Raw genomic sequence first — 25878 nt, 5'->3', positions numbered from 1 at the left:
CCGTTACAGATGCTGCTGGATGATGGGGTACAACTCCTCAACTTTACGGGCAATATGATCGGGTTTGTGCTCCCACAGCTCCGGGGTTGAGTGGCTATAGGCGACAGCAACAGAGATCACCCGGGCGGTGCCGCCAAGCTCTGCTTGCAGATTGCGAGCAAACTGCACATCCGCCTCATGATCGCCGATATAGAGCAGTGATGCGCTGCGTACCGTGCCCAAAATGGACTCCAGGCATTTGATGCCGCCCAAGGGGTGCGGTTTTTGCTGCTGCACGGGGACATCATCGTAACCTACCACAGCCTTGAACTGTCCATTCACGCCATGCTGCTCCAGCACCCGGCGGATATTTTTCTGGGAATTTTGCGAACAGATCCCGTGAGGAACCTCAGAAAAGTGGCCTATCACAGCCTCCAGCCCGGCAAAGAAATGCACGTCTGTTTGGTTCATCTCCTGATGCTTGGCCCAGAGAGAGCCGGCCCGCAGCATCTCGGCCTGTGACATACCGTAGTAGTCGACATAGAGGGCCTGCCAATTTTTGGCAGCATGGTTGGCATAGTGATAGTCGGCTTCACTGCGCAAATAGCGGGGTAGATTGTCGCCGGTCAGATGGGGCGCCACCTCGGCCAGAATATTTTTGGTGATGTCGATATTCTTGGGCACCGAATTGACCAGGGTGCCATCATAATCCCACAAAATTGCGTCCAACTTCATTCTTCGCCCTTTTACTGCGTTACATCACGTGATGCCATGTTACTTGGCCAGAGCGTTCACGCCAAACCATGGTGCCAATAACAGGGATGCCTGTGCTGCTGCGGTAGCACAATTTTTTAATGTGTAAAGACACAATAACAAGGCTCTCTGTCATACTCAGATGAAGCATTCCGTTACTCAACACCGGAGCCTGATCATGGCCAGCAGCGCGCTTCACACCATAGATACCGAAGTAGAGTTGACCGACAACATCCAGCTGGTATCGACCACAGACCTCAAAGGGGACATCACCTACGCCAACCCGGCGTTTTGCCAGGTGGCAGGGTACCGCCTCGAAGAGATGATCGGCCAGCACCACAATCTGGTCCGCCACCCGGACATGCCCAAAGCGGCATTTGCCGATCTCTGGGCCCATCTGCAGGCTGGGAAACCATGGCGCGGGCTGGTCAAGAATCGCTGCAAGGATGGCCGTTACTACTGGGTTGACGCCTATGTCACCCCTATCTATGAGGGGGGCCAGATCTCGGGTTACCAGTCGGTACGCTGTCGTCCCGCCCCGGAGCACAAGGCTCGGGCCGATAAAATGTACAAGGTGCTCAGGGCTCGCGAAAGCGGCTCAGCCATCCGCTTTGGCCAGAACCTGCTGACGCCGACCATGTTCAGCATTCCGCTGCTGCTGGTTTGCGCCGCCATGGCTCTCTGGCTACTCCCCCCCATCCAGGCCTTGCTGGTCATCGCTCCCCTGCTGGCCGTGCTCTGGTTAAACCGCCACCCGCTCTTTCTGACACCAAGATACCTGCAGCGGCTCGAGCAGGATTACGACAGCATCAGCCGCCTCATCTTCTCGGGGGATGCCCCCCACAGCATCGCCGATTTCCATATCAAACTCGGGCAAGCGAGGATCCGTACCGTGCTCGGCCGGGTTGACGATGCAACGGGCTCGCTCAACAGCATGGCCAACGATCTGCAAGGTTCAGCCTCGCTGGCCAGTAAGGATATCTCCTCGCAGGATACCCAGATCCAGCAGATAGCCACGGCCGTGACCCAGATGGCCTCAGCGGCAGAGGAGATCAATCGCAATATTCAGGACAGCAACCAGCAGATTGAAGAGGCTCGCCACCACTGCACCACCACCAACAAGCAGCTCTGCGAGGCGGGAGAGGAGATCGCGACGCTGGCAACCCAGGCGGAGCAGGCATTCCAGTCAGCCGTCGAGCTGGCCAGCGAGTCGGAGCGGATCGGCAGCATCATGACTGAAATTCGCGGCATTGCGGATCAGACCAACCTGCTGGCACTCAATGCTTCCATTGAAGCGGCTCGAGCGGGCGAACAGGGGCGCGGTTTTGCCGTGGTCGCCGATGAGGTGCGCAACCTGTCTACCCGTACCCACAAGGCTACCGAGCAGATCCAGAGCAGCATCGGCCACATCCAGCACACCCTGGGGGGATGGAAAGAGATGATGCACCTCAATGTGACTCGCACCAACGCCTGTCTTGCCACCACCCGGGCGAGTACCGGCAACCTGAATCAGGTCGTGGTCGAGATCGACAAGGTCTCGGATTTTTCCAACCAGATTTCCGCCGCGGCCACCCAGCAGCAAGCGGTCATCGAAGAGATCAGCCGCAATATCAACCTGATCTCCTCGCTCTCCCACGACAACAGCCTCAAGATCGACAAGGTGAGCGAGACCAGCGCCAGCCTGCTGAACAAGGCAAGCCAGCTCAAAGATTTGAGTCGCACTTTCGGCTAGCGGCCAGCCCTCCCATAGCAAACAGGGCCACCCGTTTGGGTGGCCCTGTTGTTTATAGGTTTACTCCGGGCACGCCCTTACTTGGCGTAATCCTCGGTCGGGATGCAGGCACAGAACAGGTTGCGATCGCCGTAGACATCGTCGATGCGGTTGACCGACGGCCACAGTTTGCTAGCGCGCACGGCGTCCGACGGGAAGACCGCCTCGGCGCGGCTGTAGCCACGGGACCACTCTGTGTCCATCACGTCATCCTGGGTGTGCGGCGCATGGACCAGCGGGTTGTCGGCGAGGCTCCACTGCCCCTCCTGCACCTTGGCAATCTCGGCGCGGATGGAAGTCATCGCCTCGACGAAGCGATCCAGCTCGCGCTTGGATTCCGACTCGGTCGGTTCGACCATCAGGGTGCCCGCTACCGGGAAGCTCATGGTCGGTGCGTGGAAGCCGTAGTCCATCAGCCGCTTGGCAACGTCCATCTCGCTGATGCCGGAAGCCTCTTTGAGCGGACGGATATCCAGAATGCACTCGTGAGCTACCCGACCGTTGCGCCCGGAATAGAGCACCGGGAAGGAGTCACCCAGCTTCTTGGCCAGATAGTTGGCGTTGAGGATGGCCACCTGAGTGGATTTCTTCAGTCCTTCGTCACCCAGCATGGCGATATACATCCAGCTGATGGGCAGGATGCTGGCCGAACCGAACGGTGCAGCCGACACGGCGCCGTTATCACGGCTCTCCTTGTCGGTCTTGACTACGGCGTGACCGGCCACGAACGGTGCCAGATGCTTCTTCACGCCGATGGGGCCCATGCCCGGGCCGCCACCGCCATGAGGAATGGCGAAGGTCTTGTGCAGGTTGAGGTGAGAGACGTCTGCCCCGATAAAGCCCGGCGCCGTCAACCCGACTTGCGCGTTCATGTTGGCGCCGTCGAGGTAGACCTGACCACCGTGCTGGTGAACGATGTCGCACACCTCCTTGATGGTCTCCTCATACACCCCATGGGTGGAGGGGTAGGTCACCATCAGACAGGAGAGTTGATCCCCCGCCTCGGCCGCCTTGGCGCGCAGATCGTCCAGATCCACGTTGCCCGACTTGTCACAGGCGGTGACGATCACCTTGAGCCCCGCCATCTGGGCAGAGGCCGGGTTGGTGCCGTGGGCAGAAGCTGGGATCAGGCAGATGTCGCGATGCCCCTCGCCGCGGGATTCGTGGTACTTCTTGATGGCCAAGAGACCAGCGTACTCGCCCTGAGCCCCGGAGTTGGGCTGCATGCAGACCGCATCGTAACCGGTCACCTTCACCAGCCAGTTTTCGAGGTCGGCCAGCAGCAGCTGGTAACCCTTGGCCTGCGCCAGCGGAACGAACGGGTGCAATTTGCCGAACTCGGGCCAGGTCACCGGGATCATCTCGGCGGTAGCGTTGAGCTTCATGGTGCAGGAGCCCAAGGAGATCATGGCGTAGTTGAGCGCCAGATCTTTCGCTTCGAGACGGTGGATATAACGCAGCATCTCGGTTTCGGAGTGGTACTTGTTGAACACCTCGTGGGTCAGCACGGCATCGGTGCGCAGCAGATCCTGCGGGATGGCATGATGAGCCTGAGCCGCCTTGTCGAGGGCCTCGATATCGAGCCCGTGACCTTGACCGAGGAAGAGCTCGAACAGCTCGGCCACATCAGCGCGGGTGGTGGTTTCAGAGAGTGACACCCCTACTGCGCCATCTAGGTCTGCACGCAGGTTGATGCCGAGCCCCTCGGCCTTGGCGATCAGCGCGGCCTTGTCAGCGCTCTGCACGGTCAGGGTATCGAACCAGCTGGCATGCTTGAGGGCCACACCCTTGGCCTTGAGGCCGAGCGCCAGAATGGTGGTGAGACGGTGCACGCGGGAGGCGATGGTTTTCAGCCCTACCGGGCCGTGGTAGACGGCGTAGAAGCTTGCCATGTTAGCCAGCAGCACTTGTGCGGTACAGATGTTGGAGTTGGCCTTCTCGCGGCGGATATGCTGCTCGCGGGTCTGCATCGCCATACGCAGCGCGGCCTTACCGCGGGCATCCTTGGAAACGCCGATAATGCGGCCCGGCATGGAGCGCTTGTAGACATCGCGGGTGGCGAAGAAGGCGGCGTGGGGGCCACCGTAGCCCATGGGCACACCAAAGCGCTGGGCGGAGCCCAACACCACGTCAGCCCCCAGCTCGCCCGGGGATTTGAGCAGCAGCAGGGAGAGCAGATCGGCGCTGACGCAGGCCAACCCTTTCTGGGCCTGTACTGCGGCAATCAGAGCACGCAGATCTTTCACCTCACCGGTGGTGGTGGGGTATTGGAACAGTGCACCGAACACCTCTTCGCTCACCGCATCGCTCGCGGCGCCAACCGCCACGTCGAAACCAAAGTGCACCGCGCGCTCCTTGACCACGTCGATCACCTGCGGGTGCACGTCATCGGCCACAAAGAAGAGGTTGGATTTGGACTTGGCCATCCGCTTGGCCAGCGCCATCGCCTCGGCGGCGGCGGTCGCTTCATCCAGCAGGGAGGCGCTCGCCAGATCCATGCCGGTGAGATCCAGCGTCAGCTGCTGGAAGTTGAGCAGGGCTTCGAGACGGCCCTGTGCCAGCTCGGGCTGGTAGGGGGTGTAGGCGGTATACCAGCCCGGGTTTTCCAGCACGTTGCGCAAAATGACATGGGGCACATGGGTATCGTGATAACCCATGCCGATATAGCTCTTGGCAATCTTGTTCTGGGCGGCATAACCCCTGAGCTTGGCCAGCGCCTCCACTTCGGTCATGCCGGCACCGATGCCGAGCGGGCCCGGCAGGCGAATGGCGGCGGGCACGGTCTGGGCAATCAGATCGTCCAGACTCTCGGCCCCGACGGTTGCCAGCAGCTGGCGCAGCTCTTCCTCGCCCGGGCCGATATGGCGGCGGACAAAATCGTGTTTTTGTTCGAGTTCAAACAGTGACTGGGTCATTTCCCTGATTCCTGATAAATAGGTCCTGCTAATAAATCCTGTATAGACAGTGCTGATAGCCAGCCGTGCCGGCTTCACTCATGTTCGCTATGCCGCTGTCAGAGCAGAGCGGCACCGGATGCTCGCGGGCATCCCGGGGGTCACCCTGTAAACAGACCTCAAGCCGAGCCTGAGGATCGAATATGGGCCACTTCACCCGCCTGCAGACCCGGGGTCTGCAGCCATACAAATGGGCCCCGCACTCGCAGGGCCCAAGGGCATTACTCTTCGTCCACCACGTTCTGGTAGCCTTCGGCATCCAGCAGGTTGGCCAGTTCGCCTGCGTCATCCAGCTTGATGCGATAGAGCCAGCCTGCGCCGTAGGGGTCGGAGTTGACCAGCTCGGGGCTCCCCTCCAGCTCTTCGTTGACGGCAATGATATCGCCGCTCACCGGGCTGTAGATGTCGGAGGCAGCCTTGACCGACTCGGCCACGGCGCAGTCGTCACCGGCGCTCACCTGCTTGCCCACTTCCGGCAGCTCGACAAACACCATGTCACCCAGCAGCTCCTGGGCGTGCTCGGTGATGCCGACCACGGCCTCACCGTTGCCTTCGACACGGATCCACTCGTGGGAAGTGGCATATTTCAGTTCGCTCGGGATATGGCTCATCTCTGTTTCCTTTGATCTTTGAGTCGGGTTGAAACGCTCATTGCTAAACCGGGCAGGCGGACGCTTGCCCGCCTGCAAATGTAAGAGGGTTATGCCAGCTTCTGGCCGTTGCGCACGAAAGCAGGCTTGGTGACCTTCACGGTGACCAGCTTTTTGCGGATCTCCACTTCGGCCTGCTCACCGATATCGCGGGGCACCCGCGCCAGCGCGATGCTGTAGCCGAGGGTGGGCGAGAAGGAGCCGGAGGTGATCACACCTTCCCGCTTCTCTCCGTTTGCCGCGGTGAAGGTGACCGGCATGCCGGCACGCAGCACCCCTTTCTCCTCCATCACCAGGCCCACCAGCTTGGGCTGGTTGCCCGCCGCTTTCTGGGCTTCCAGCGCAGCGCGGCCGATAAAGTTGCGATCAGTCGGCTCCCAGGCGATGGTCCAGGCCATGTTGGCGGCCAGCGGAGAGATTGACTCGTCCATATCCTGACCGTAGAGGTTCATACCCGCTTCGAGGCGCAGGGTATCGCGGGCACCGAGACCACACGGGGCGACCCCGTTATCCAGCAGTGCCTGCCACAGCTCGCAGGCTTTCTCTTGCGGCACCACGATTTCATAACCATCCTCGCCGGTGTAGCCGGTGGTGGCGATAAAGAGATCGCCAGCCTGCACGCCGAAGAAGGGCTTCATCCCCACCACGGCAGTGCGCTGGGCGGCGCTCAGCACGGTCGCTACCTTCAGCTTAGCGTTGGGCCCCTGCACCGCGATCATTGCAAGCTCGGGACGCTCGGTCACGGTGACATCAAAGTCGATGGCGTGATGGCGGATCCAGGCCAGGTCCTTCTCGCGGGTGGCAGAGTTGACCACCAGTCGGTAGAAGGTATCGGTCAGGTAATAAGTGATGAGGTCATCGATCACCCCGCCTTCCGGGTTGAGCATGCCGCTGTAGAGGGCCTTGCCGGAGACGGTGAGTTTGGCCACGTCGTTGGCCAGCAGGTGTTGCAGAAAGGCTTTGACCCGTTCGCCGGTCAAATCGACGATGGTCATGTGGGAAACATCGAACATGCCGGCATCGCTGCGCACCGCGTGGTGCTCTTCCAGCTGGGAGCCGTAGTTGATGGGCATCTCCCAACCGTGGAAGTCCACCATCTTGGCGCCGGCTTCCAGGTGTTTGGGATGCAGTACTGTAGTCTGGATCATCGCATTCTTTCCTTAGCAAAAAGCCTTTTCGCTTCAGCGACAGCCCTTGCGATCCGCATCTTCACCCCGGCAGCGCTGCGCCGCAGCGGGAACACTATCGGATCACAGGGTGTGGCTCGCTCCTGCCCTTGCCAGGCAAGAGGGATTCCTTGAACGGAGCGGATTATATGACAAGCCGTCGAGCGTGCCGCTCAAAAAAAACTAATCCCCTCCCCGTAAACTGACTCAAGACACTAAGATAAATGGCGCGATAAAAATAGCCTCAAGCGGCCATAGCCGAGATTAAATTTTGATTTTTACCGTTTCGTCACAATTTGCAGAAAAACGTTTCGCCACACACCAAAATTAAAGGCTGATGCCCAAAATGGGGCATCAGCCTTGTCGGATTACTTTTGTTGCCAAAAGCGGCCAGTAATATTAGTTTTTTTCACCTTTTAGCCGGGTAGGTGCAGGCGTAACAGACGCCACAATCCCGTCAAGACGGGCCAGTGCCGGCAGTTCACCCTCCAACCCCATGGCCGCACGGATCACTCCCTCCTTGAAAGGCGTCAGCAGGTTGGCCGCGCGCAATCCCACGCCCCGCACCAGCTTCTTGAGCGGGTTGGCACCGCTGAACAGCCGCTTGAGCCCCTCCATCGCCGCCAGCATGCGAGCCGCCTCGCTCTTGCGCCAACGCTCGTAGCTGCGCAGGTTGGCAAGCAGGCCGATATCTTCGCCCGTGGCATGGTTTTGCAAGATCTGCTCGGCCAGCGCGGCCGCATCCAGCAGGCCGAGGTTGACCCCCTGCCCCGCCAGCGGGTGGATGGTATGGGCGGCATCTCCCACCAGCACCAGCCGCTCACGGGCAAAATCGCGGGCATAACGGGCGGTGAGCGGAATCGCACTGCGCGGCCCTTCTACCTTGCACAGACCGAGGCAGGCATCGAAGGCGGTGGTGAGCTGGCGGTTGAACTGCTCGTCGTCACAGGCGCAGAGCGCCTCGGCACGAGCCGCAGGCAGCGACCAGACGATGGAGCAGAGGTTCTCCTGCCACAACGGCAGGAAGGCGAGCGGGCCATCCGGGGTGAAGATCTGGCGTGCCACCGCCTCGTGGGGCTCGGCACAGCGCACCGTTGCCACCAGCGCGTGGTGGCCGTAATCCCAACTGGTAAGGGGAATATCGGCCTGACGGCGCACCCAGGAGTGGGCACCATCGGCAGCCACCACCAGCTTGGCCGAGATGGCCTGACCATCTTCAAGGAGCAGCAGGGCGCCCGCCGGGCCGCTCTGCAGACTCTTGGCTCTGGCGGGGGTCAGCAACTGGATATTGCTGGCCCCCTCAATCGCCCCAAGCAGCGCCAGCTGGATCACCCGGTTCTCGACGATATGACCAAGCGAGGGCTGGCGCAGGCTGGCCGCATCAAAATCGATATGGCCGAAGCTGTCCTGCTCCCACACCGCCATCTTGTCGTAGGCCTGCAGGCGGCGCGCTTCAATGCCGTCCCAGGCGCCGACATGGCGCAGGATCTGCTGGCTGGCCAGACTCAGGGCGCTGACCCGATTATCGGCCACCTCCCCCAGCTGCGGGTCGGGCAGTTGTCCCTCCACCACCAGCACCTTGAGGGCGCTATGTTTCAAGGCCGCAGCGAGCCCCAGCCCCACCATGCCGCCACCGACAATCACCACATCCACATTTTGCATCTGCATTATCTCATCCTTTCATGGCTGGCCATCGGCCAGCAGAGGGAGGCGCATGGCCTCCCCGTTTGCAACTGTTGGACTCTTTGCTGGGCTCTTTGTTGAACTCTGGCGATTTATTGCTGCAGATTATTGCTACAGAGATCGGCAACGAACCCCAGAGTACGCGCAGCGAGCGGCGCCTTGAGACAAGGGAGCCGTCCCATCAGGGAGAGCGCCAGATTGCGCCCGGCCACCAGCGGATCGTGGCTGTTGGAGAAGAGCTGAGCCAGCGAAGAGGTGAGCCAGACAGTCTGCTCCTGATCGCGCTGACGCAGCTGCCAGTAACCGCTCAGCACCTTGAAGCTGCCGATATCCTCGCCCTCTGCCAGCGCCTTGGCCACCGCCCCGGTGAGCAGGTCGAGATCCCGCATGCCGAGGTTGAAACCCTGCCCGGCAATGGGGTGCAGGGCATGCGCTGCATTGCCCACCAGCACGGTGCGTTGGGCCAGCGGGTAGTCACAGGCGGTCAGGATCAGCGGATAGACGTTGCGCACACCACATCGCTCGAAGCGACCAAGCCGCCAGCCAAAGGCCTGCTGCAAGCGGGCAAGGAAGGCGGCATCATCGAGCGCCATCAGCTCATCCACCTCGTCCCGTCTGACACTCCACACCAGCGAAGAGAGGCAGCCCTGCATCGGCAGCAGCGCCAGCGGCCCGCTCTCGGTAAAACGTTCGAATGCACGGCCCGCCGGATCCTGCTGGGTTTTAACGGTGGCGATGATGGCGCTCTGCTCATAGTCGTGACGGCTCACCGGCAGCGTTAACTGCTGGCGCACAAAGGAGTTGCCCCCGTCCGCCGCCACCAGCAGGCGGGTATCAATCTGCTCACCGCTCTCGAGGGTGAGAGTCACCCCCTCCTCCCGCGGCGCTACCTCGCGCAATTTGGCAGGACAGATCACCTTGATGTGCGAAATGGCGGCCATCGCTCGCTGCAACTCGCCCCCCGCCGCCGCCAACTCGATCACCTGACCGAGCGCAGGCAGCCCATACTCCGCCGCCGAGAGACGAGTCTGACCGCTGTGGCCGCGATCCGAGACATGGATCTGGGTAATGGGGGCGCAATGGGGCGCAAACAGGGGCCAGAGTCCGCGCCTCTCCAGGGCTTCGCAGGTACCGGCCGAGAGCGCAATGGCGCGCGCATCAAAACCGGGGTGAGCAGGGGTTGCGGATGGTTGCGCCTCGGGGGCACTCGCCTCCAGCAGCAGGATGTCGAGGGGCGAGCCGTCCGGCTTGCGCAGGGCCGCCAGCGAGAGGGCCAGCACGGCACCACTCATTCCACCACCGACCAGCGTCACATCGACCTGTCGCACATCAGATTGGGGCATAAGCAGAGAGGGAGAAGTGAAAAACGTGGCCTCATGCTACCATAAAGGCGACCGGCGGATGTGCGCTTGAGGGCAAAAAAGCGGTTACGGCTCACAGGGTTAGCCAGAATATGGCGCTCTTGCAAAAGGAGGCTGACTTGCCTGCAACAATCTATCAGTGCAGAGTCGGCGGCGCGCTCGGGGTATCGGGGCGCTTGCCAAACTCTTCGAAGGCCATGATGACCCCCAGTTTGACGTGTTCGTAGAGCACCAGGAAGGAGGCTTCGTTCTCGTCATCTTCCTGATCGAACTCGGCAGAGACCTGAGTGATGCTGGCGATATCCTGGATCATCTCCTGCAGCTCTTCCGACGCACGCGACAGCTCCTGCTGCACTACACCGAAACCGGCCAGAAATGCCTGGGACCAGTCCACCAGCGCATCGATCCGCTCATCGAGGGGAGCATCATCGCTTGGCAACAACAACTCCACCCCTTTTTGAGCCATCAGGCTCTCGACCACATTGTGATAAAGATCGGTCATCACCTGGCGCACCGGGGCCGGCAGCCCGAAACCGTCGTTCACCAAATCGTTGAAATGGGGGACCCAGCTCTTCTCATCCAGTGCCACACCACCACACACCAGACCGCAGATCACACCATGGGCCTCGACTGCACTGGCCATCAGCTCATGCTGCTCCATGATGTCGGCCACAGCCGCATATTTAAGGGGGTTTGTTTTGCTCATAGAAGATCCGCTCAAAGTTCAGGCAAATTTGCAGAATTAATGGTCAGGATCCTAGCATTCTCCCTCTTCCAGAGCCAGCAAGGCCTTGAAACTTATGTATCTGCGCTATATAGTCCCGCCCAGTTGTCCACGTGGATAAAGGCGGAAATCAGCTCCGCCGTATTGAGGAAGGCATGAGCACAGAGGCCGTAGAAATCGTCATTTTGGGACGTCCCTACAAGGTATCCTGTCCCCTGGGACAGCAGGATGCCCTGCGCCAGGCCGCCGACCAGCTGACCGATAAACTGATCGACCTGCGTCAACGCTCCAAAGTCTCCAGCAACGAGCAATTGGCGGTCATGGCGGCGCTTAATTTCTGCCATGAGCTCTGTCTTGAAAAAGAGAAGAACCACCAATACTCTGAGACCATGGACAAGCGGATCAAGATGCTGCAGCGCACTATCGAAGCAGCCCTGATCGAGCACGGTCAATATGGCGATTCCAGCGAAGAGGGGCAGCAGCCCTAATCGCAAACTGTTTTGAAATACCCTGGGGTGTTTGTCAGCCGGTTCAAGTCCCCGAGCCGATATTCATACCAAACAGGGGTTCTGCCTTCTGGCTATTGCGCATGCTCGGCACGACCGAGAAGCCTGCGGTCAGATCCGAACCCCGCCTTGAACCGACGGTTCAAGGGCCCAAACCGGCAACGGCATCTCCGGGGTTCCAACTGCAAAAAGCCCGTCACTGATGTGACGGGCTTTTTCTTTTCCTGCTTGTCCACGCAACCAGCCCCCCTGCCCCGCACACCAGAAAAATGCCCTGGATGAACAGTTCATCCGGGGCATCACGGCATTAAAGTGCAGGCGGGTATTAGTGCAGCCAGCCGCGTTATTCCGTTTATTTGACCAGCAACAGGTTCTCCGGCTGGCGGGAGGCGGTCACCAGCACCGGGATGGACTTGGAGGTGGGGGTAAACGAGCCGGCGCCGATACTGTCGATTGGCACCAGCGGATTGGTTTCCGGATAGTAAGCCGCGATGTTGCCACGCGGGATCTCGTAGATCACCACCACAAAACCGGTCACGCTGCGCTCGCGCCCATCGTTGCAGATGGCCGCCATGTCGACCCGATCCCCTTCGGCAAAGCCAAGCTGGAGAGCATCCGCCTCGTTCATGAACACCACGTTGCGCTGGCCCTTGATGCCGCGATAGCGGTCATCCATGCCGTAGATAGTAGTGTTGTACTGATCGTGAGAGCGCAGGCTCTGCAGCAGCAGTACCGGTTGATCCGCCATATGCTCGGCATGGCGGGTACACTCCGGCAACACTGATTGCGGCAAGGTGCTGGCACGAAACTCAGCGCTGCCGCTGGCAGTATTCCAGGTCAGCAGCGCCGCGGAGTTATCGAGATGAAAACCGCACGGCTGCTGGATGCGGGCATTGAAATCGGCAAAGCCGGCGATGGTCTGCTCGATAAGATCGCGAATACGGGCATAATCATCGCGCAGAGCCAGCCAGTCGACCCGCTCGCTGCCCACGGTGGCATGAGCCATCCGCGCAACTATGTCGGTCTCGGAGAGGCAGAGCGGCGACACCGGCTCGGCTGCGCCGGTCGAGGCGTGCACCATGCTGAAGGTGTCCTCCACCGTGATCTTCTGGTTGCCGCTGCGCTGGATATCGAGCTCGGTGCGGCCAAGGCAGGGCAGGATCAGTGCCGCCTTGCTCACCTGCAAGTGGCTGCGGTTGAGCTTGGTGCTGATCTGCACGTTGAGCTCGGCCTTTTTCATCGCCCCGTAGGTGAAGTCGGTATCGGGCGCCGCTGCAGCCAGGTTGCCACCCAAACAGATGAGCACCTTGCTCTTGCCCTCGTCCAGCGCCTTGAGCGCTTCGTACACGTTGTGGCCACGGGCCCGCGGCAGGCTCACCTGCAGGTGACGCTCGAGCCGCTCGATAAAGGCAGCGGTCGGCTTTTCGTTGATCCCCATGGTGCGGTTACCCTGCACGTTGCTGTGGCCCCGTACCGGACAGAGCCCCGCCCCCGGCTTGCCAATCTGGCCGCGCATCAGGTGCAGGTTGACGATTTCGCGAATGGTATCGACCGAGTGCAGATGCTGGGTCACCCCCATGGCCCAGCAACTGATAATGCGCTGGCTGGCGGCAAAGACCCGGGCGGCCTGCACGATGTCTGCGCGAGTCAGGCCGGATTGCTGCTCGATCGCCGCCCAGTCGGTGGCACGCACCTGCGCCTCGTACTCGGCAAAGTGGCGGGTGTGGCGGGCGATAAAATCGCGATCCACCGCCTCCGGCGCCTCTTCCAGGATGTACTTGGCCATGCCGCGGATGGCGGCCATGTCGCCACCCAGTTTCGGTGTCAGGTACTGGTGGCTGATGGTGGTGGCCGCCGGGGTCAGCAGCTCGAGCGGGCTCTGCGGGCTGGCAAAGCGCTCGAGGGCCACCTCTTTCAAGTTGTTGAAGCTGACGATCTTGCAGCCGCCGCGCGCCGCCTGGCGCAGGGCATTCATCATGCGCGGGTGGTTAGTACCCGGATTCTGGCCATAGACGAACACCGCATCGGCCTGATCGAAATCATCCAGCACCACAGTGCCCTTGCCGATGCCGACCGATTGGATCAGCGCAACCCCGCTCGCTTCGTGGCACATGTTGGAGCAGTCGGGGAAGTTGTTGGTGCCAAACAGGCGACCAAACAGCTGATAGAGGTAGGAAGCTTCGTTGCTGGCACGCCCTGAGGTGTAAAACTCCACCTCGTCCGGGCTATTCAGCCCCTTGAGGGCGTCGGCAATCAGGGAGAAGGCGTCGTTCCAGCTTACCGGCTCATAGTGATCGGTCGCCGGGTTGTAGCGCATCGGCTCGGTCAGCCGCCCCTGATACTCAAGCCAGTAGTCGCTCTGGGTGGCCAGCTGGCGCACCGAGTGGGCCGCGAAAAACTCGGCCCCCACCGTCTTGCCAGTGGACTCCCATGCCACCGCCTTGGCGCCGTTCTCACAAAACTGGAAGGTGCCGTGGTCGTTGTCACCCCAGGCACACCCCGGGCAGTCGAAACCGTCGGTCTGGTTGACCCGCAGCAGGTTCTTGATGTTCTGACGGGTCTTTTGGCTGCGCAGCACCTGTTTCATGGTGGATTGCAGGGACGAAAAACCGCCGGCTTTGGCGGGCTTTTCAATATGACTCATGGCACTCTCCGATGGGATCCGCCGGGCGATAGCTCGAATAGCTGACCGGGGCATCAAACTTGGGAATATGAACGACGTTGAGGTTGTATTTGAGGGCCAGCCTGACCGCCAGCTGGCTGGGCGATGCCAGACAGATAAGATGACGGGCACCGAAGCGGGCGGCTTTTTGCACCAGCTCGCTGCCGCAGCGGCTGGTCACCACCAGGGTGTCGCACGCACTTTGCTGACGCAGCAGCAGGCCGATCAGCTTGTCGAGGGCATTGTGGCGCCCGATATCTTCCCGGCAGTGGAGGATCCGGCCCTCGGCATCCAGCGCCAGCGCCGCATGCAGGGCGCCGTGTTGCTGTCCCTTGAGCTGCCACTGGGTGATCTGCGCACGCAAACCTGCCAGCAAGGCCCCATCCAGCGGCGGCGTCAGTGGCAACACCGGCAATGCAGGCAGCGCCTGCTCCACCGCCGCCACGCCGCAGATGCCGCAACCGGTCACCCCGGTCAGCCGATGCTTGTGCTCGGTCAAGGCGGCCAGAGAGCGGTTGGCGATGGTCACATCCAGCACAATACCCTGTTCGGCTGGCGCGATCTCAATGTCGTGGACTTCGTGGTTATGCCGGATGATCCCCTCACCAAACAGAAAGCCGACGGCAAAGTCGTCGAGATCGTCCGGGGTCGCCATCATCACCGCATGGTTGATGCCATTGATGTTGATGGCGACGGCTACCTCTTCCACCAGATGATCCAGTGAGGGCAAGTTGGCGGGGGTTGCGACGGGAGAATGGGCAGGCATGCAGGTTGGCCTAAAAATGCAAACTGCATTCAAGTTTAGAGAGGCGACTGACGCAAAACCAATGAAATAAATCTATATCCTGATAGAGTTGTTCTATCGAAGATGTTTTTTCAATTGATTAATTCTTCAATAGTCGGTTCCACTGCCTCCACTACAACCAGATGAACATCAAGCAACTTCACTACTTTCACGAACTGGCCAAACACCGGCATTTTGCCAAAGCGGCCAAAGCCTGCCACATCACCCAGCCCACCCTCTCGGCCAGCATTACTGCCCTGGAAAAGAGTGTCGGCACCGATTTGGTGGTACGCACCAGCCAGTTTGTCGCCCTGACCGAGGCGGGCGAGCTGGTGCGCCAATATGCCGAACGGATGTTGCTGGAACAGGAGGTGCTCAAGCAGGAGCTGGCCCTGTTCCAGGGCGAGCTATCCGGCACCCTGCGTATCGGCATCGTGCCCCAGTCCAATCTCGACATCATGCCGTTTATCGCCCGCTGCAAGCAGCGCTATCCCGATATAGTCATCCGTCTGTCGGTGCTCAGCAACGAAGCCCTGCTATCACAGCTGGAGCTGCATCAGTGCGATATCGGACTGGGATTTGATGAACCCGCCGGCGGAGCTGGCCGGCGCGCCTTTCATGTCTACCCGCAAGGCGCTAACCAGATGGCGGTGCTGATGAACCGTGACGAAGCGGATCAGTACCCGCGCAGCGGCGACATTGCGCTTGCTGAACTGCAGCAACAGCCGCTGGTGCTACCCAGCCGCACCATGCAATTTCGTCAGTATCTGGATCGCGCCGCCGAGCAGGGGGGAACCTCGCTCAACGTGGTACTGGAGACCGACTCGCTGTTCCATCTGGTCAGCGCCGTACGCCACCGGCTGGGCTGGGCCATCGTCAGCGCAGGCCTCGCCCGCTCTGCCAGCAAGCTCTCGGATCTCGTTTGCCTGCCACTCGCTCCGCTGGAGAATATCGGCCATACCGCCTTTCTGACCCGCCAGCAGAGCATCACCCCCGCCATGCGTGCCTTTCTTGAACTGGTGGCAGAAGGTGAACCGGCAAACGCGCCTTGACGCAGGCCAAGCGGTAAACCTCATCCGGTTCTGGCAAAGAAAAAGCCCGCCAGAAGGCGGGCTTTCAGAGAGCAAGCGCGGGCATCACATCGCCATCTGCTCGTGCGGCGAGCCGTGGTGGCGCAGCCAGACAAAACTCAGCGCCACGATCAGCACCATCAGGGTCATGATGGCCCCCAGAGTCACCTGACCGGTCATCGGGAAACCGGCCGCCAGCAGGGTCACCACACCGGCACCCAGATTCTGCATCCCGCCGAGAATGGCACCCGCGGTGCCGGCCTGACCCGGGAAGGGCTCGATGGCACAGGAGGTGGCGGTCGGGTAGAGAATGCCGCTACCGATGAAGTAGACGGCCGCACCACCGACCAGCGAGGCGGCACTCACCACCCCGAACAGCCCCGGTACCAGAATGATGAGGGAGCCGAGCGCCAGAAAGGCGATGCCAAGACGCATCAGTTTGCCCTGAGTCAAACGGAAGCTCAGCTTGGCAGAGAGCCAGGCACCGAACAGATAGCCGGGCAGCGGCAGCACGAACAACACGCTCACGGTACGGGCGCTCAGTTTCAGCACATCGCCCAGTAGCACACCGGCCGCCGCTTCAAATACCGCGAGTCCCGCAAAGGTCGCCATCAGGCAGAGCAGGTTGCCCTGAAACTTGGGGTTGCCCAGCACATGGCGATAGGCAGCACCGACGCGCAGTGGCTGACGGGCAGCAGCAGGCAGCGTCTCACCAAACCAGGCCATGATCGCCAGAGTGGCTACGGCACCAAAACCGAACAGGAACCAGTAACCGGCACGCCAGTTGAACAGCTCGGTCAGCCAGCCACCCAGCACCGGTGCCAGCAGCGGGGAGAAGATCACCCCCATGCTCACCAGACTGTTGGCACGGTTGAGCTCGGCGCCGTTGTAGCGATCGCGCATCACGGTACGGCTCATGGCGCCACCGGCACCAGTACCCAGCCCCTGAATAAAGCTGCCCACCAGCAGGGCGGCAAAATGGGGGATGACCTGAATGATCAGGGTGCCCACCAGAAACACCATCATGCCGACGATCAGCACCGGACGACGACCGATGCGATCCGACAGCGGCCCGTAGACAAACTGGGAGAGGCCATAGGGGATCAGGTAGCAGGCCATCACCGCCTGCAACTGGCCCGAGGCCACATTGAAGTCCCCCGCCATCATGGGAATGGAGGGGACATAGAGGGTCTGGGTCATCTGGCCCACAGCGACCATCAGAATGGTCAGTAAAAACAACGGATAAAAACTGTGCCGATCCATATCAGTCCCAAAAAATCGAAAAAATGCTGCCGCCCTCTGGCACAAAATGGCCCAGAGGAATCTGATCACAGAGGCTGTGATGCAATCAAAAACAGTGTTGGAAACAGTAGGCGGGGAGCCCGCCAGACCACCGCACAGGACGCTTGGTGGTATGGGGGCATCATAGTGATTCAGCTCACAGAAAACGAACGAATCTTTATAATCGGCTTGCCTTAGTTTTTCTAATATTACGGGGCAATACGCCCCGTCTGCGGTTCAAAATCAACGTGTTACCATCTGTTGTGCCTGCTTGATCAGCTCATCCGGCTGCTCTTTGCGCGGCGGTATAGTAATCCCCTTCTGGCAGGCAGGCTTCTCGGCCATCCGATCCATCCAGGCTTGCAGATGGGGTAACTCCTCGATGGAGATGCCGCTCCAGTCATAAATCCGCACCCAGGGCCAGGTGGCGATATCGGCGATGCTGTACTCGTCCGCCAGATATTCGTGATGAGCCAGGTGGCTGTCGAGCACCTCGAACAGGCGGCGCCCCTCCTTCTGGTAGCGTTCGATGGCGGCGGGGATCTTCTCGGGGAAGTAGCGATAGAAGACATTGGCCTGCCCCATCATGGGCCCTACCCCGCCCATCTGGAACATCAACCACTGAATGGCCTGAGAACAGCGTTTGGGGTCCGCCGGCAACAATTTGCCCGTTTTCTCCGCCAGATAGATAAGGATGGCGCCCGACTCGAATACGGCAAAATCGTCATTATCCCGATCGACGATGGCCGGAATGCGGCCGTTGGGGTTGATGGCCAAAAATTCCGGCTTCTTCTGATCCAGTGCCGAGAGATCGAGAGGAATGACCCGATAGGGCAATCCCAGCTCTTCCAGTGCAATGGCCACCTTGAAGCCATTGGGGGTTGCGGCGGTATAAAAGTCGATCATCCTTCACTCCTTGCTGATGTAGTCACACACATAACTGAGCATCCTGATGCCCACTCTTTCACCAGATATGGTTTTACCATAAAGAGTACGGCGCACTATCTGCCAGTGATGACAGATAGTGCGCCGCTTGCATAGCTTGCCGGGGGAATCAGTTCAAGACGACGGCCGACTTGCGCTGACGCAGCAGGATAAGACGAGAGAGCAGCGGGAAGTAGGATTCCAGCTTGCGCAGCAGCACCCGGCTACACGAGGGGTCTGCCAGCTCTGACTCCTCCAGCACGATGCCGTTGGAGACAAAGTAGAAACGGGGATCGCGCACATCGGGGCCGCAGATGGTGAGATCCTTGTCCCCCTTTCGGATCAACAGCGGCAGTACCGGCAATCCGATGGCATCATCTTCGCCACGGATAAACCCGGCATCCTGCCAGGGGGTATCGCCATCGATCAGCAGGATCGCCGCTTCGGCCTTGGCCGGTTGCCACTCGGTCAGTGGCGTCACGCTGATATGGGCAAAATGGTCACCATACTCGGGTGATGACCGCAAAATGGCCAGCAGACCTTCACTGGCGCCTGACACGTTTTGACTCACTAATGACAAATTCATGGCTCATATCCCTATGCTCATGGCAGCCAGTATCCGGCTGCTGCCATAAGACTAGCGCAGATTAGGGCTATATTGGAGCCGTCAGATCTGGCAGTCGCAATCAATTGGTCGTAGGGGGATAACAGTTGCCATCCCACAAAATACTGGTATCATACCGCGTCCTTTTATCCCCCGTTCTTTAACATCCAGTGGTGAACCTATGCATCCGATGCTGAATATCGCCGTGCGCGCTGCGCGCAACGCCGGTCAAGTTGTAGTAAAAGCCTTCTCCCAGCCCGAGAACATTGAGGCTATCCAAAAAGGCAGCAATGACTTCGTGACCAACGTTGACCGTGAAGCTGAAGCGGCCATCATTCACACCATCAAAAAATCTTACCCGGAACACAGCATCGTCGCTGAAGAGTCTGGTGAGATTGCCGGTACCAATCCGGACTACCAATGGATCATTGACCCACTGGATGGCACGACCAACCTGGTCAAAGGCATTCCGCACTTTGCCGTCTCCATCGCCCTGCGCGTCAAGGGCAAGACTGAACAAGCCGTTGTTTACGATCCGATCCGTGACGAGCTGTTCACTGCTACCCGTGGTAGCGGCGCCCAGCTGAACGGCTACCGCATTCGTGTCGGCAAGGCCAAAGAGCTGGCTGGCACCGTGCTGGCGACCGGCTTCCCGTTCAAGCAGAAGCATCACATCGAGCCTTACCTGAAGATGTTCCAGAGCATGTTCATCGAATGTGCCGACATCCGTCGCTCCGGCTCTGCCGCACTGGATCTGGCCTACGTGGCTGCCGGTCGTGTCGACGGTTTCTGGGAAATCGGCCTGAAACCCTGGGACACCGCTGCCGGTGAGCTGCTGGCAAAAGAAGCTGGCGCCATCGTCACCGACTTCGTTGGTGGTCACAACTACGAAAACTCCGGCAACATCGTGGTTGCCAACCCGCGCGTCCTGAAAGAGATGCTGGGCAAGATCCGCGAAGAGCTGCCGGAGTCTCTGGCCAAATAAGCCAGCCTTCGAGCAGACAGATAAAAAAACCGGCGCAAGCCGGTTTTTTTATTGCTGCGATATACCCTGTCAGAGCATTCCAACCAACTGCTTATGCTCTCCTCCCCCACAGCTCACCCCATCCCCAAAACCGTTCGTCGCCCTTCTCTCGTTAGCAAATACGCCTTAACCAACCTTCTTGAATATCACCGCGCACAGGCCGAGATAATCATCTGCCCCCCTGTTTGCCCTGACCTTCATCCCTTGCGAAGAACCCCAACCATCAGGCCTCGTACCCATCGCCAGATAAAAAAACACCCGGCACATGGCCGGGTGTCGTGAGGGCATGTAAAGCGCCCCGACTTTTATGAATGAAGAGGCCGGCGTACGCCAGCCCCTTTATCAGGCGAGGCGGAAGCGACCGATGGTCTGCTTCAGACCCACCGCCAGCTGGCTCAGCTCCAGACAGGCACGGGCAGTATGATCGGCGCCCAGAGCCACCTCGTTGGCGGACTCGTTGATCCGCTCGACGTTGCGGCCCAGCTCGTCGGAGACCGCATCCTGCTCACCGCAGGCGCTGGCAATCTGGATCGCCATGTCGGCAATCTGGGCGACCGCCTCTTCAATCTGCTGGATGCCGTTGCTGGTCTGCTCGCTCTGATCCACACACTGGCGGATCATCTCGCAGCTCTGGCCCGTCACCTCTTTCGCCTGATTGGCACGCGCCTGCAGGGTTTCGATGATGGCCACGATCTCACCGGTCGAGGCCTGGGTACGACCCGCCAGGGTGCGCACCTCGTCGGCCACCACGGCAAAGCCACGGCCTTGCTCGCCGGCACGGGCAGCTTCGATGGCTGCATTGAGGGCCAGCAGATTGGTCTGCTCGGCGATGCCGCGGATCACATCCACCACCACATTGATCTGGGCGGATTCACGTTCCAGCTCGGTCACCAGCGTACCGGCCTGCTCGATCTCCTCGGCAACCCGGGTGATAGCCACCAGCGAACGCTGCACATCCTGATTGCCACTGCGTGCCAGCGCATTGGCTGAGCTGGCAGAGCTGGAGGCAGTTTCGGTATTGCCAGCCACATCGGCCACGGTGGCCTTCATCTGGGTCATGGCAGTCGCCACCAGCGAGATCTCCTGCTGCTGACTCTGAATGCCCTTGGCAGACTGCTCGGAGACGGCGCTCACCTCCTCGATGGCAGTGCCAAGCTGGGTGACCGCAGCCACCACCTCTTCGATCAGACCGCGCAGGTTGTCCTGCATCTTGAGAGAGGCTTTGGCCAGCATGCCCAGCTCGTCGCGGCCGATGTGCTGACGCTCCAGCTGATGGGTCAGATCGCCGGAGGCAATGGCGTTGGCCTGAGCCACCACGGCTTGCAGCGGCAGGCAGATCTGGCGGGTCAGGAACCAGGTCATCACCACCATGAAGACCAGCAGGGCACCGATGCTCACCATGGCAAAGGTGGTCACCATGCTGACGCTGCCAAGCAGGCTGCCACGGTTCTCTTTGACGAAACCGAGGTTCACCTGGATCAGCGAGTTGACCGCCTGCTCCAGCGCCCCGAAGAGCGGGTTGGAGGCAAACAGCTGGGTTTTGGCCTGCTCGTGCTGACCCTGCACCAGCAGCATATCAAACTCGTTTACCGAACGTTGATAAGTGAGCCACTGTTGTTTGGCCTGGTTAAACACCTGGCGCTCGTTGTCGGCCCCTACGGTCGCTTCGTAGGCACGAAATGCCTCGTCAACCTTGCGAATATTCTCCTGAATACGGCCACGACGGGCCTGCAGGTCGGCAGCATCATCCACCATCAGCAGGGCAAACTGGGCCCGACGTACATAAGAGACGTCGTAGAGCAGGGTTTCGACCGAGAGCACGCTCGGCAAAGTGGAGTCGGTAAAATTCAGCACCCGATCGCGCACGCCGCGCAATTCGCTGGAGAGAAAAACACCGAAGACAACGTTGACTGCGGCAATGACCGCAAAAACCACGGCAATCTTTTTGCCGATGGAGAGATTCTTGTAAAACATGATTGGCTGTTGATCCTCAACTGCTGACAAGCAGGTAAACAGTAGCGATCACATCCGTATGAGCTGATCCCGGCCATTCCTGACGGGAGATGGAAGGTTGCGAAAGCGGGGGAAGGACGATTTCGCGAGGCGCGCACTCTATCACAATATCGCCTAATCCTTCACCAGATTTCACCAAATGAATGCAAGCCGATTTCCTTCACAACCCGACATTCATCACAAAATATTTATAGCGACCAAATCATTTCAAATAGTTAACCGATAAATGCAATCGAGGCAGTGGCATGGACAAGGGGCCATCAACTCGTTGTAATGACCAACATGACCCGATGGCGGAGCGCCATCCCCGTTCGTTGTAACAATTTGCTGTAACAAGAGGCCCTGTTTATGGATAACAGCTCGTATCTGCCCGCTTCAACCTGGTCTGCCCAGCTGCGTGAACAACTGCAGGCGCGGCCACTTACCGCCCTCGGTCTCTTTATCGCGCTGGCTGCCGTCTTGTTGCTGCTGTTGCAGAGTCTCATCATGCTCGCTACCGGCGAGGTGACCAGCGGCGTGCGCTACGGCCTGATCGGTGGTGCCGCCGGGTTTGCCGCCACCGCCATCGGCGCCCTGCCCGCTCTGTTTCTGCGCTCGGTACCGCAAAAGGTTGAGGACACCATGCTGGGCTTTGCCGCCGGTATGATGCTGGCAGCCAGTGCCTTCTCCCTGCTGCTGCCGGGGCTGGAGGCCGCCGAGGGGATCACCGGCAACGGCTTTAGTGCCGCCGCCGTGGTGGTGGTCGGCATGACCCTCGGGGTGCTGTTGATGCTGGGGCTGGATCAGTTCACCCCGCACGAGCATGACAAAACCGGCCCCTGCGGCCCCGGCCATGAGAGCTGCTCCCGGGTCTGGCTGTTCGTCTTTGCCATCGCCCTGCACAACCTGCCGGAGGGGATGGCCATCGGGGTCAGCTTCTCCCAGGGTGATATGTCGGTGGGGCTGCCGCTCACCACGGCCATCGCACTGCAGGATATTCCCGAAGGGCTGGCGGTAGCGCTGGCCATGTGCGCCGCCGGTTTTCGCCCCTCTGTCGCCGTGCTGGTTGCCATCGCCAGCGGCCTGCTCGAACCGGTTGGCGCCCTGCTCGGGGTCGGGCTCTCCAGCGGCCTTGCCATCGCCTACCCAATCGGACTTGGGCTCGCCGCCGGCGCCATGCTGTTTGTGGTCTCGCACGAGGTGATCCCGGAGACCCACCGCAACGGTCACCAGACCTATGCCACCCTCGGTCTGATGGCAGGCTTTGCCCTGATGATGACGCTCGATACCGCGCTCGGCTAAAGGCCCTCTCCCCTCCTCATCAATGCTTTTTGTCACCTGCGGCGCTCCCATATGGAGCGCCGCACTTCATCTCTCCTTTCGCTTGTGCCTCTCGGCGCCGACGACATCTTTTGTTATGATCTACAGCAACTTAAATTAAGCCACACGGCTATCAAGACGAGGTCAGCAATGAAAGTAGGTATTATCGGTGCCATGGAGCAAGAAGTGGCCCTGCTGCGCAGCCAGATGAGCAACCCCACCACCCTGCAACTGGGCGGCTGCGAGTTCTATCAAGGGATGCTGGCAGGCAAAGAGGTGATCCTGACCCGCTCCGGTATCGGTAAAGTCGCCGCCAGCGTGGCCACCAGCCTGCTGCTGGAAAAATTTGCCCCCGACTGCGTCATCAATACCGGCTCTGCGGGCGGCTTTGCCCAGGATCTGCACATCGGTGATGTGGTGATCGCCAGCGAGATGCGTTTTCACGATGTCGACGTGACCGCCTTTGGTTACGAGATGGGCCAGATGGCGCAGCAACCCGCCGCCTTCCCCTGCGACGAGAAGCTCATCGCGGTCGCTCAGGATTGCATCGCCGAGCAGGGCAAACACCAGACCAAGGTCGGCCTTATCTGCACCGGCGATCAGTTCATGTGCAAACCGGAAGCCATCGCCAAGGCTCGCGCCGACTTCCCGCAGATGCTGGCGGTCGAGATGGAAGGTGCCGCCATCGGTCAGGTGTGCCACATGTTCAAAGTGCCCTATCTGGTGGTTCGCGCCATGTCCGATATCGCCGGCAAGGAACAGGTTGAATCCTTCGATGCCTTCATCGAAGTGGCCGGCAAGCACTCCGCCGAAGTGATCATCAAGATGCTCGGCAAGCTGTGATCGAGACCGGCTCGCTTGATTTGATGGCCGACGCCCTCCTCTCGACGACGGCGGCCATTCTGGTGGGGGCAGCCCTACTGGAGGCGGTGATCCCGTGGCCATCCCATCTGCGTCTTTCGGCCGTCACGCCCCTGCTGACCAAGCTGGGGCACAAGGTACACAGACCCGATGGTTCACCCGGCCAGCAAATGCAGGCCGGCCTGCTGGCAATGCTGGTAGTTTGGCTCCCCTGCGCCGCCGGGCTCTGGTCGCTGCGCAATCTGGCCCTGAGCGAGCCGATCTTCGACCTGCTGTTCCTGCTGCTGATGCTCGAATCCCGTCCACTGCGCGAACTCGCCCATGCCACCCGCTCGCTCGCCACCCAGGAGACCCTGCCGCTGGCGAGATTGCAGTCCGCCCCCTGGCTCAAACGGGAAACCGGCAAACTCTCGGCCATGGGGCTCGCCAAAGCGGTGACGGAGAGCTGCGCCCTGCGTCTGGTCGGCCAATGGGCTGGCCCGTTGCTGGGATTTGCCCTAGCTGGCGTACAGGGCGCCCTGCTCTGGCGGCTGGTGCAGCTGATGAATCAAAGCTGGAGTCGCAAAGAACCCGCCTTCGACCACTTTGGTCGCGCCGCCAGCGCCCTCTATCAGGGGCTCAATGCCTCCGTCATTTTGCTGCTGGGGCTGCCACTGCTGGCAAGCCGTCTCAAACAGGCTGCGCAGCTGCTGCGCAGTGGTGCGCTCTGGCCCTATCCCGCCATGGGGATGCTGCTCACTCTGCTGGTAGACAAGTGCCGGATCCGCCTTGGTGGTCCTCGCTACTATCAGGGGGCTCTCCAGCGCTGGCCCGTCATCGGCACGGGTGCTGAGCCAGATAGCGAGACACCGCGCAAGGTGCTCAACATTCTGCAAGGGTGCGGCTGGGGCTGGTTGATACTGGCGCTGGTTGTCACGGTAGCGGGGTTATTTCATGGGTAGAGTGTTGTTCTTGCCTATCTGGCTGCCCTGCGCGCTGCTTGCCTGGTTGCCCGGTGCACTGCAGGCCGCCACGCCAACCCGGGTGGTGAGCGTTGTTCCCCACCTGACCGAATTGCTTTATGACATCGGCGCCAGCGACAAACTGGTGGCCATCGACGATGCCTCAGACTATCCCCCCGAGGTCAAAACCAAGCCCAAGGTAGCGAATTATCGCAGCATCAACGTCGAGGCTGTGCTGGCGCAAAAGCCGGATCTCATTCTCGGCTGGCGCTCGGCTCAATCACGGATGCTGGTCCCGTTGGAGCAGCTGGGTATCCCGGTTTTCTACTCTGAGCCTACCGATTTTGCCTCGCTGGCTACCGAGATGCGGGCGCTGGGCAAATTGCTGGGGGTGGAAAAGAGCGCCAACGAAGCCGCCGATCGCTATCTGGCACGCCTGCATGACTTGGAGCAGCGTTATGGCAGGCCAACCGGCGTCAAGGTGTTCTACCAGCTCTGGTACCCGCCGCTCACCAGCGTGAGCGGTAACGCCTGGCCTGCGCAGGCCATCGAACTCTGCGGCGGAGTCAACGTCATGAGCAATGCCAGAACACCCTATCCTCAGGTGAATATTGAACAGGTCATCAGGGCTAACCCCGCGCTGATCCTGGCCGGGAGTCAAGATCCTGACGCCCTGAGTCACTGGCAGCAGTGGCCAAACCTTGATGCGGTGAAACATCACCGACTGATGCTGGCCAACTCCGATGAGCTGCACCGATTCACCCCAAGAGCCCTCAATGCGGTGGAAGATATATGCCGCACGCTCGCAAGCGCTAACACCAAGCGTGGTGACGATTAACCCCAAAAGAGCCATTCAGATCACATCAAC

21 protein-coding genes and 1 other RNA gene are annotated in these 25878 nt (G+C 60.2%); 9 read left to right on the top strand and 13 right to left on the bottom strand.

The window, feature by feature from the left end; genetic code table 11:
* Positions 1-3: 3 nt before the first annotated feature.
* On the bottom strand, positions 4-714 hold the full coding sequence (locus tag AAHA39_RS00895) for an HAD family hydrolase (protein WP_320657024.1): 711 nt from the start codon (positions 712-714) through the stop codon (positions 4-6).
* A 196-nt stretch (positions 715-910) separates the two neighbouring features.
* On the opposite strand from AAHA39_RS00895, the gene AAHA39_RS00890 reads away from it, so the two are divergent.
* A complete protein-coding gene (locus tag AAHA39_RS00890; protein ID WP_043849832.1) occupies positions 911-2464 on the top strand; it encodes a methyl-accepting chemotaxis protein in 1554 nt (517 codons plus the stop codon).
* A 77-nt stretch (positions 2465-2541) separates the two neighbouring features.
* Here AAHA39_RS00890 and gcvP read toward each other — a convergent pair whose 3' ends face one another.
* From gcvP to AAHA39_RS00860, 6 genes are all read right to left on the bottom strand, one after another.
* On the bottom strand, positions 2542-5418 hold the full coding sequence (gene gcvP, locus AAHA39_RS00885) for an aminomethyl-transferring glycine dehydrogenase (protein WP_320657023.1): 2877 nt from the start codon (positions 5416-5418) through the stop codon (positions 2542-2544).
* 260 nt (positions 5419-5678) lie between these two features.
* Complete coding sequence (gene gcvH / locus AAHA39_RS00880) at positions 5679-6068, bottom strand: glycine cleavage system protein GcvH (protein ID WP_320657022.1); 390 nt, start codon at positions 6066-6068, stop codon at positions 5679-5681.
* An 89-nt stretch (positions 6069-6157) separates the two neighbouring features.
* The gene (gene gcvT, locus AAHA39_RS00875; RefSeq protein ID WP_104015115.1) at positions 6158-7255 is read right to left on the bottom strand and encodes a glycine cleavage system aminomethyltransferase GcvT; all 1098 of its coding nucleotides are present in this window, start codon (positions 7253-7255) and stop codon (positions 6158-6160) included.
* 417 nt (positions 7256-7672) lie between these two features.
* The gene (locus AAHA39_RS00870; RefSeq protein WP_320657021.1) at positions 7673-8941 is read right to left on the bottom strand and encodes an FAD-dependent 2-octaprenylphenol hydroxylase; all 1269 of its coding nucleotides are present in this window, start codon (positions 8939-8941) and stop codon (positions 7673-7675) included.
* A gap of 107 nt (positions 8942-9048) precedes the next feature.
* Positions 9049-10299 carry a 2-octaprenyl-6-methoxyphenyl hydroxylase gene (gene ubiH, locus AAHA39_RS00865; RefSeq protein ID WP_320657020.1) on the bottom strand — a complete coding sequence of 417 codons (1251 nt, stop codon included), beginning with the start codon at positions 10297-10299 and terminating at the stop codon, positions 9049-9051.
* A gap of 154 nt (positions 10300-10453) precedes the next feature.
* The gene (locus AAHA39_RS00860; protein WP_320657019.1) at positions 10454-11023 is read right to left on the bottom strand and encodes a UPF0149 family protein; all 570 of its coding nucleotides are present in this window, start codon (positions 11021-11023) and stop codon (positions 10454-10456) included.
* A gap of 173 nt (positions 11024-11196) precedes the next feature.
* Between AAHA39_RS00860 and zapA the strand changes: the two genes are divergently transcribed.
* Positions 11197-11529 (top strand): cell division protein ZapA, encoded by a 333-nt coding sequence (gene zapA, locus AAHA39_RS00855; RefSeq protein WP_033116026.1) that lies wholly within the window; start codon positions 11197-11199, stop codon positions 11527-11529.
* A 16-nt stretch (positions 11530-11545) separates the two neighbouring features.
* A non-coding RNA gene (gene ssrS, locus AAHA39_RS00850) (6S RNA) lies at positions 11546-11728 on the top strand.
* Between the two features lie 171 nt (positions 11729-11899).
* Here ssrS and AAHA39_RS00845 read toward each other — a convergent pair.
* Both AAHA39_RS00845 and fdhD read right to left on the bottom strand, forming a co-directional pair.
* Entirely contained in the window at positions 11900-14191 is a 2292-nt protein-coding gene (locus AAHA39_RS00845) for an FdhF/YdeP family oxidoreductase (protein ID WP_320657018.1), read from the bottom strand.
* Complete coding sequence (fdhD, locus tag AAHA39_RS00840) at positions 14178-14975, bottom strand: formate dehydrogenase accessory sulfurtransferase FdhD (protein WP_320657017.1); 798 nt, start codon at positions 14973-14975, stop codon at positions 14178-14180. Before fdhD ends, AAHA39_RS00845 begins: the two co-directional genes overlap by 14 nt.
* 161 nt (positions 14976-15136) lie before the next feature.
* On the opposite strand from fdhD, the gene AAHA39_RS00835 reads away from it, so the two are divergent.
* The gene (locus AAHA39_RS00835) at positions 15137-16045 is read left to right on the top strand and encodes a LysR family transcriptional regulator (RefSeq protein ID WP_320657016.1); all 909 of its coding nucleotides are present in this window, start codon (positions 15137-15139) and stop codon (positions 16043-16045) included.
* Between the two features lie 84 nt (positions 16046-16129).
* Here the strand turns inward: AAHA39_RS00835 and emrD are convergent, their stop codons facing one another.
* The 3 genes from emrD to AAHA39_RS00820 form a co-directional block, all read right to left on the bottom strand.
* Positions 16130-17326 (bottom strand): multidrug efflux MFS transporter EmrD, encoded by a 1197-nt coding sequence (gene emrD / locus AAHA39_RS00830; protein ID WP_320657015.1) that lies wholly within the window; start codon positions 17324-17326, stop codon positions 16130-16132.
* Between the two features lie 261 nt (positions 17327-17587).
* Positions 17588-18250 (bottom strand): glutathione S-transferase family protein, encoded by a 663-nt coding sequence (locus tag AAHA39_RS00825; RefSeq protein ID WP_320657014.1) that lies wholly within the window; start codon positions 18248-18250, stop codon positions 17588-17590.
* Positions 18251-18398: 148 nt separating this feature from the next.
* The gene (locus AAHA39_RS00820; protein ID WP_042030005.1) at positions 18399-18854 is read right to left on the bottom strand and encodes a hypothetical protein; all 456 of its coding nucleotides are present in this window, start codon (positions 18852-18854) and stop codon (positions 18399-18401) included.
* Positions 18855-19053: 199 nt separating this feature from the next.
* On the opposite strand from AAHA39_RS00820, the gene suhB reads away from it, so the two are divergent.
* A complete protein-coding gene (suhB, locus tag AAHA39_RS00815) occupies positions 19054-19857 on the top strand; it encodes an inositol-1-monophosphatase (RefSeq protein WP_021230872.1) in 804 nt (267 codons plus the stop codon).
* 381 nt (positions 19858-20238) lie between these two features.
* On the opposite strand, the gene AAHA39_RS00810 is transcribed toward suhB, so the two are convergent.
* Positions 20239-21870: a methyl-accepting chemotaxis protein gene (locus AAHA39_RS00810; protein WP_320657013.1), complete on the bottom strand. Its 1632-nt coding sequence runs from the start codon at positions 21868-21870 to the stop codon at positions 20239-20241.
* A 387-nt stretch (positions 21871-22257) separates the two neighbouring features.
* Between AAHA39_RS00810 and AAHA39_RS00805 the strand changes: the two genes are divergently transcribed.
* The 4 genes from AAHA39_RS00805 (at position 22258) to AAHA39_RS00790 (ending at position 25848) form a co-directional block, all read left to right on the top strand.
* Positions 22258-23190 carry a ZIP family metal transporter gene (locus AAHA39_RS00805; RefSeq protein ID WP_019446013.1) on the top strand — a complete coding sequence of 311 codons (933 nt, stop codon included), beginning with the start codon at positions 22258-22260 and terminating at the stop codon, positions 23188-23190.
* A gap of 168 nt (positions 23191-23358) precedes the next feature.
* Positions 23359-24051 (top strand): 5'-methylthioadenosine/S-adenosylhomocysteine nucleosidase, encoded by a 693-nt coding sequence (gene mtnN, locus AAHA39_RS00800; protein ID WP_320657012.1) that lies wholly within the window; start codon positions 23359-23361, stop codon positions 24049-24051.
* The gene (locus tag AAHA39_RS00795; RefSeq protein ID WP_320657011.1) at positions 24048-25010 is read left to right on the top strand and encodes a cobalamin biosynthesis protein CobD/CbiB; all 963 of its coding nucleotides are present in this window, start codon (positions 24048-24050) and stop codon (positions 25008-25010) included. Before mtnN ends, AAHA39_RS00795 begins: the two co-directional genes overlap by 4 nt.
* Complete coding sequence (locus tag AAHA39_RS00790; RefSeq protein WP_320657010.1) at positions 25003-25848, top strand: cobalamin-binding protein; 846 nt, start codon at positions 25003-25005, stop codon at positions 25846-25848. Before AAHA39_RS00795 ends, AAHA39_RS00790 begins: the two co-directional genes overlap by 8 nt.
* The last annotated feature ends 30 nt before the right edge of the window (positions 25849-25878 follow it).

Source organism: Aeromonas sp. SE22, from assembly GCF_038739755.1.
In the GTDB taxonomy this organism is placed as follows: Bacteria; Pseudomonadota; Gammaproteobacteria; order Enterobacterales; family Aeromonadaceae; genus Aeromonas; species Aeromonas jandaei.
The sequence above is the reverse complement of the archived record's forward strand: the minus strand, read 5'-3'. Positions and strand labels throughout refer to the sequence as shown.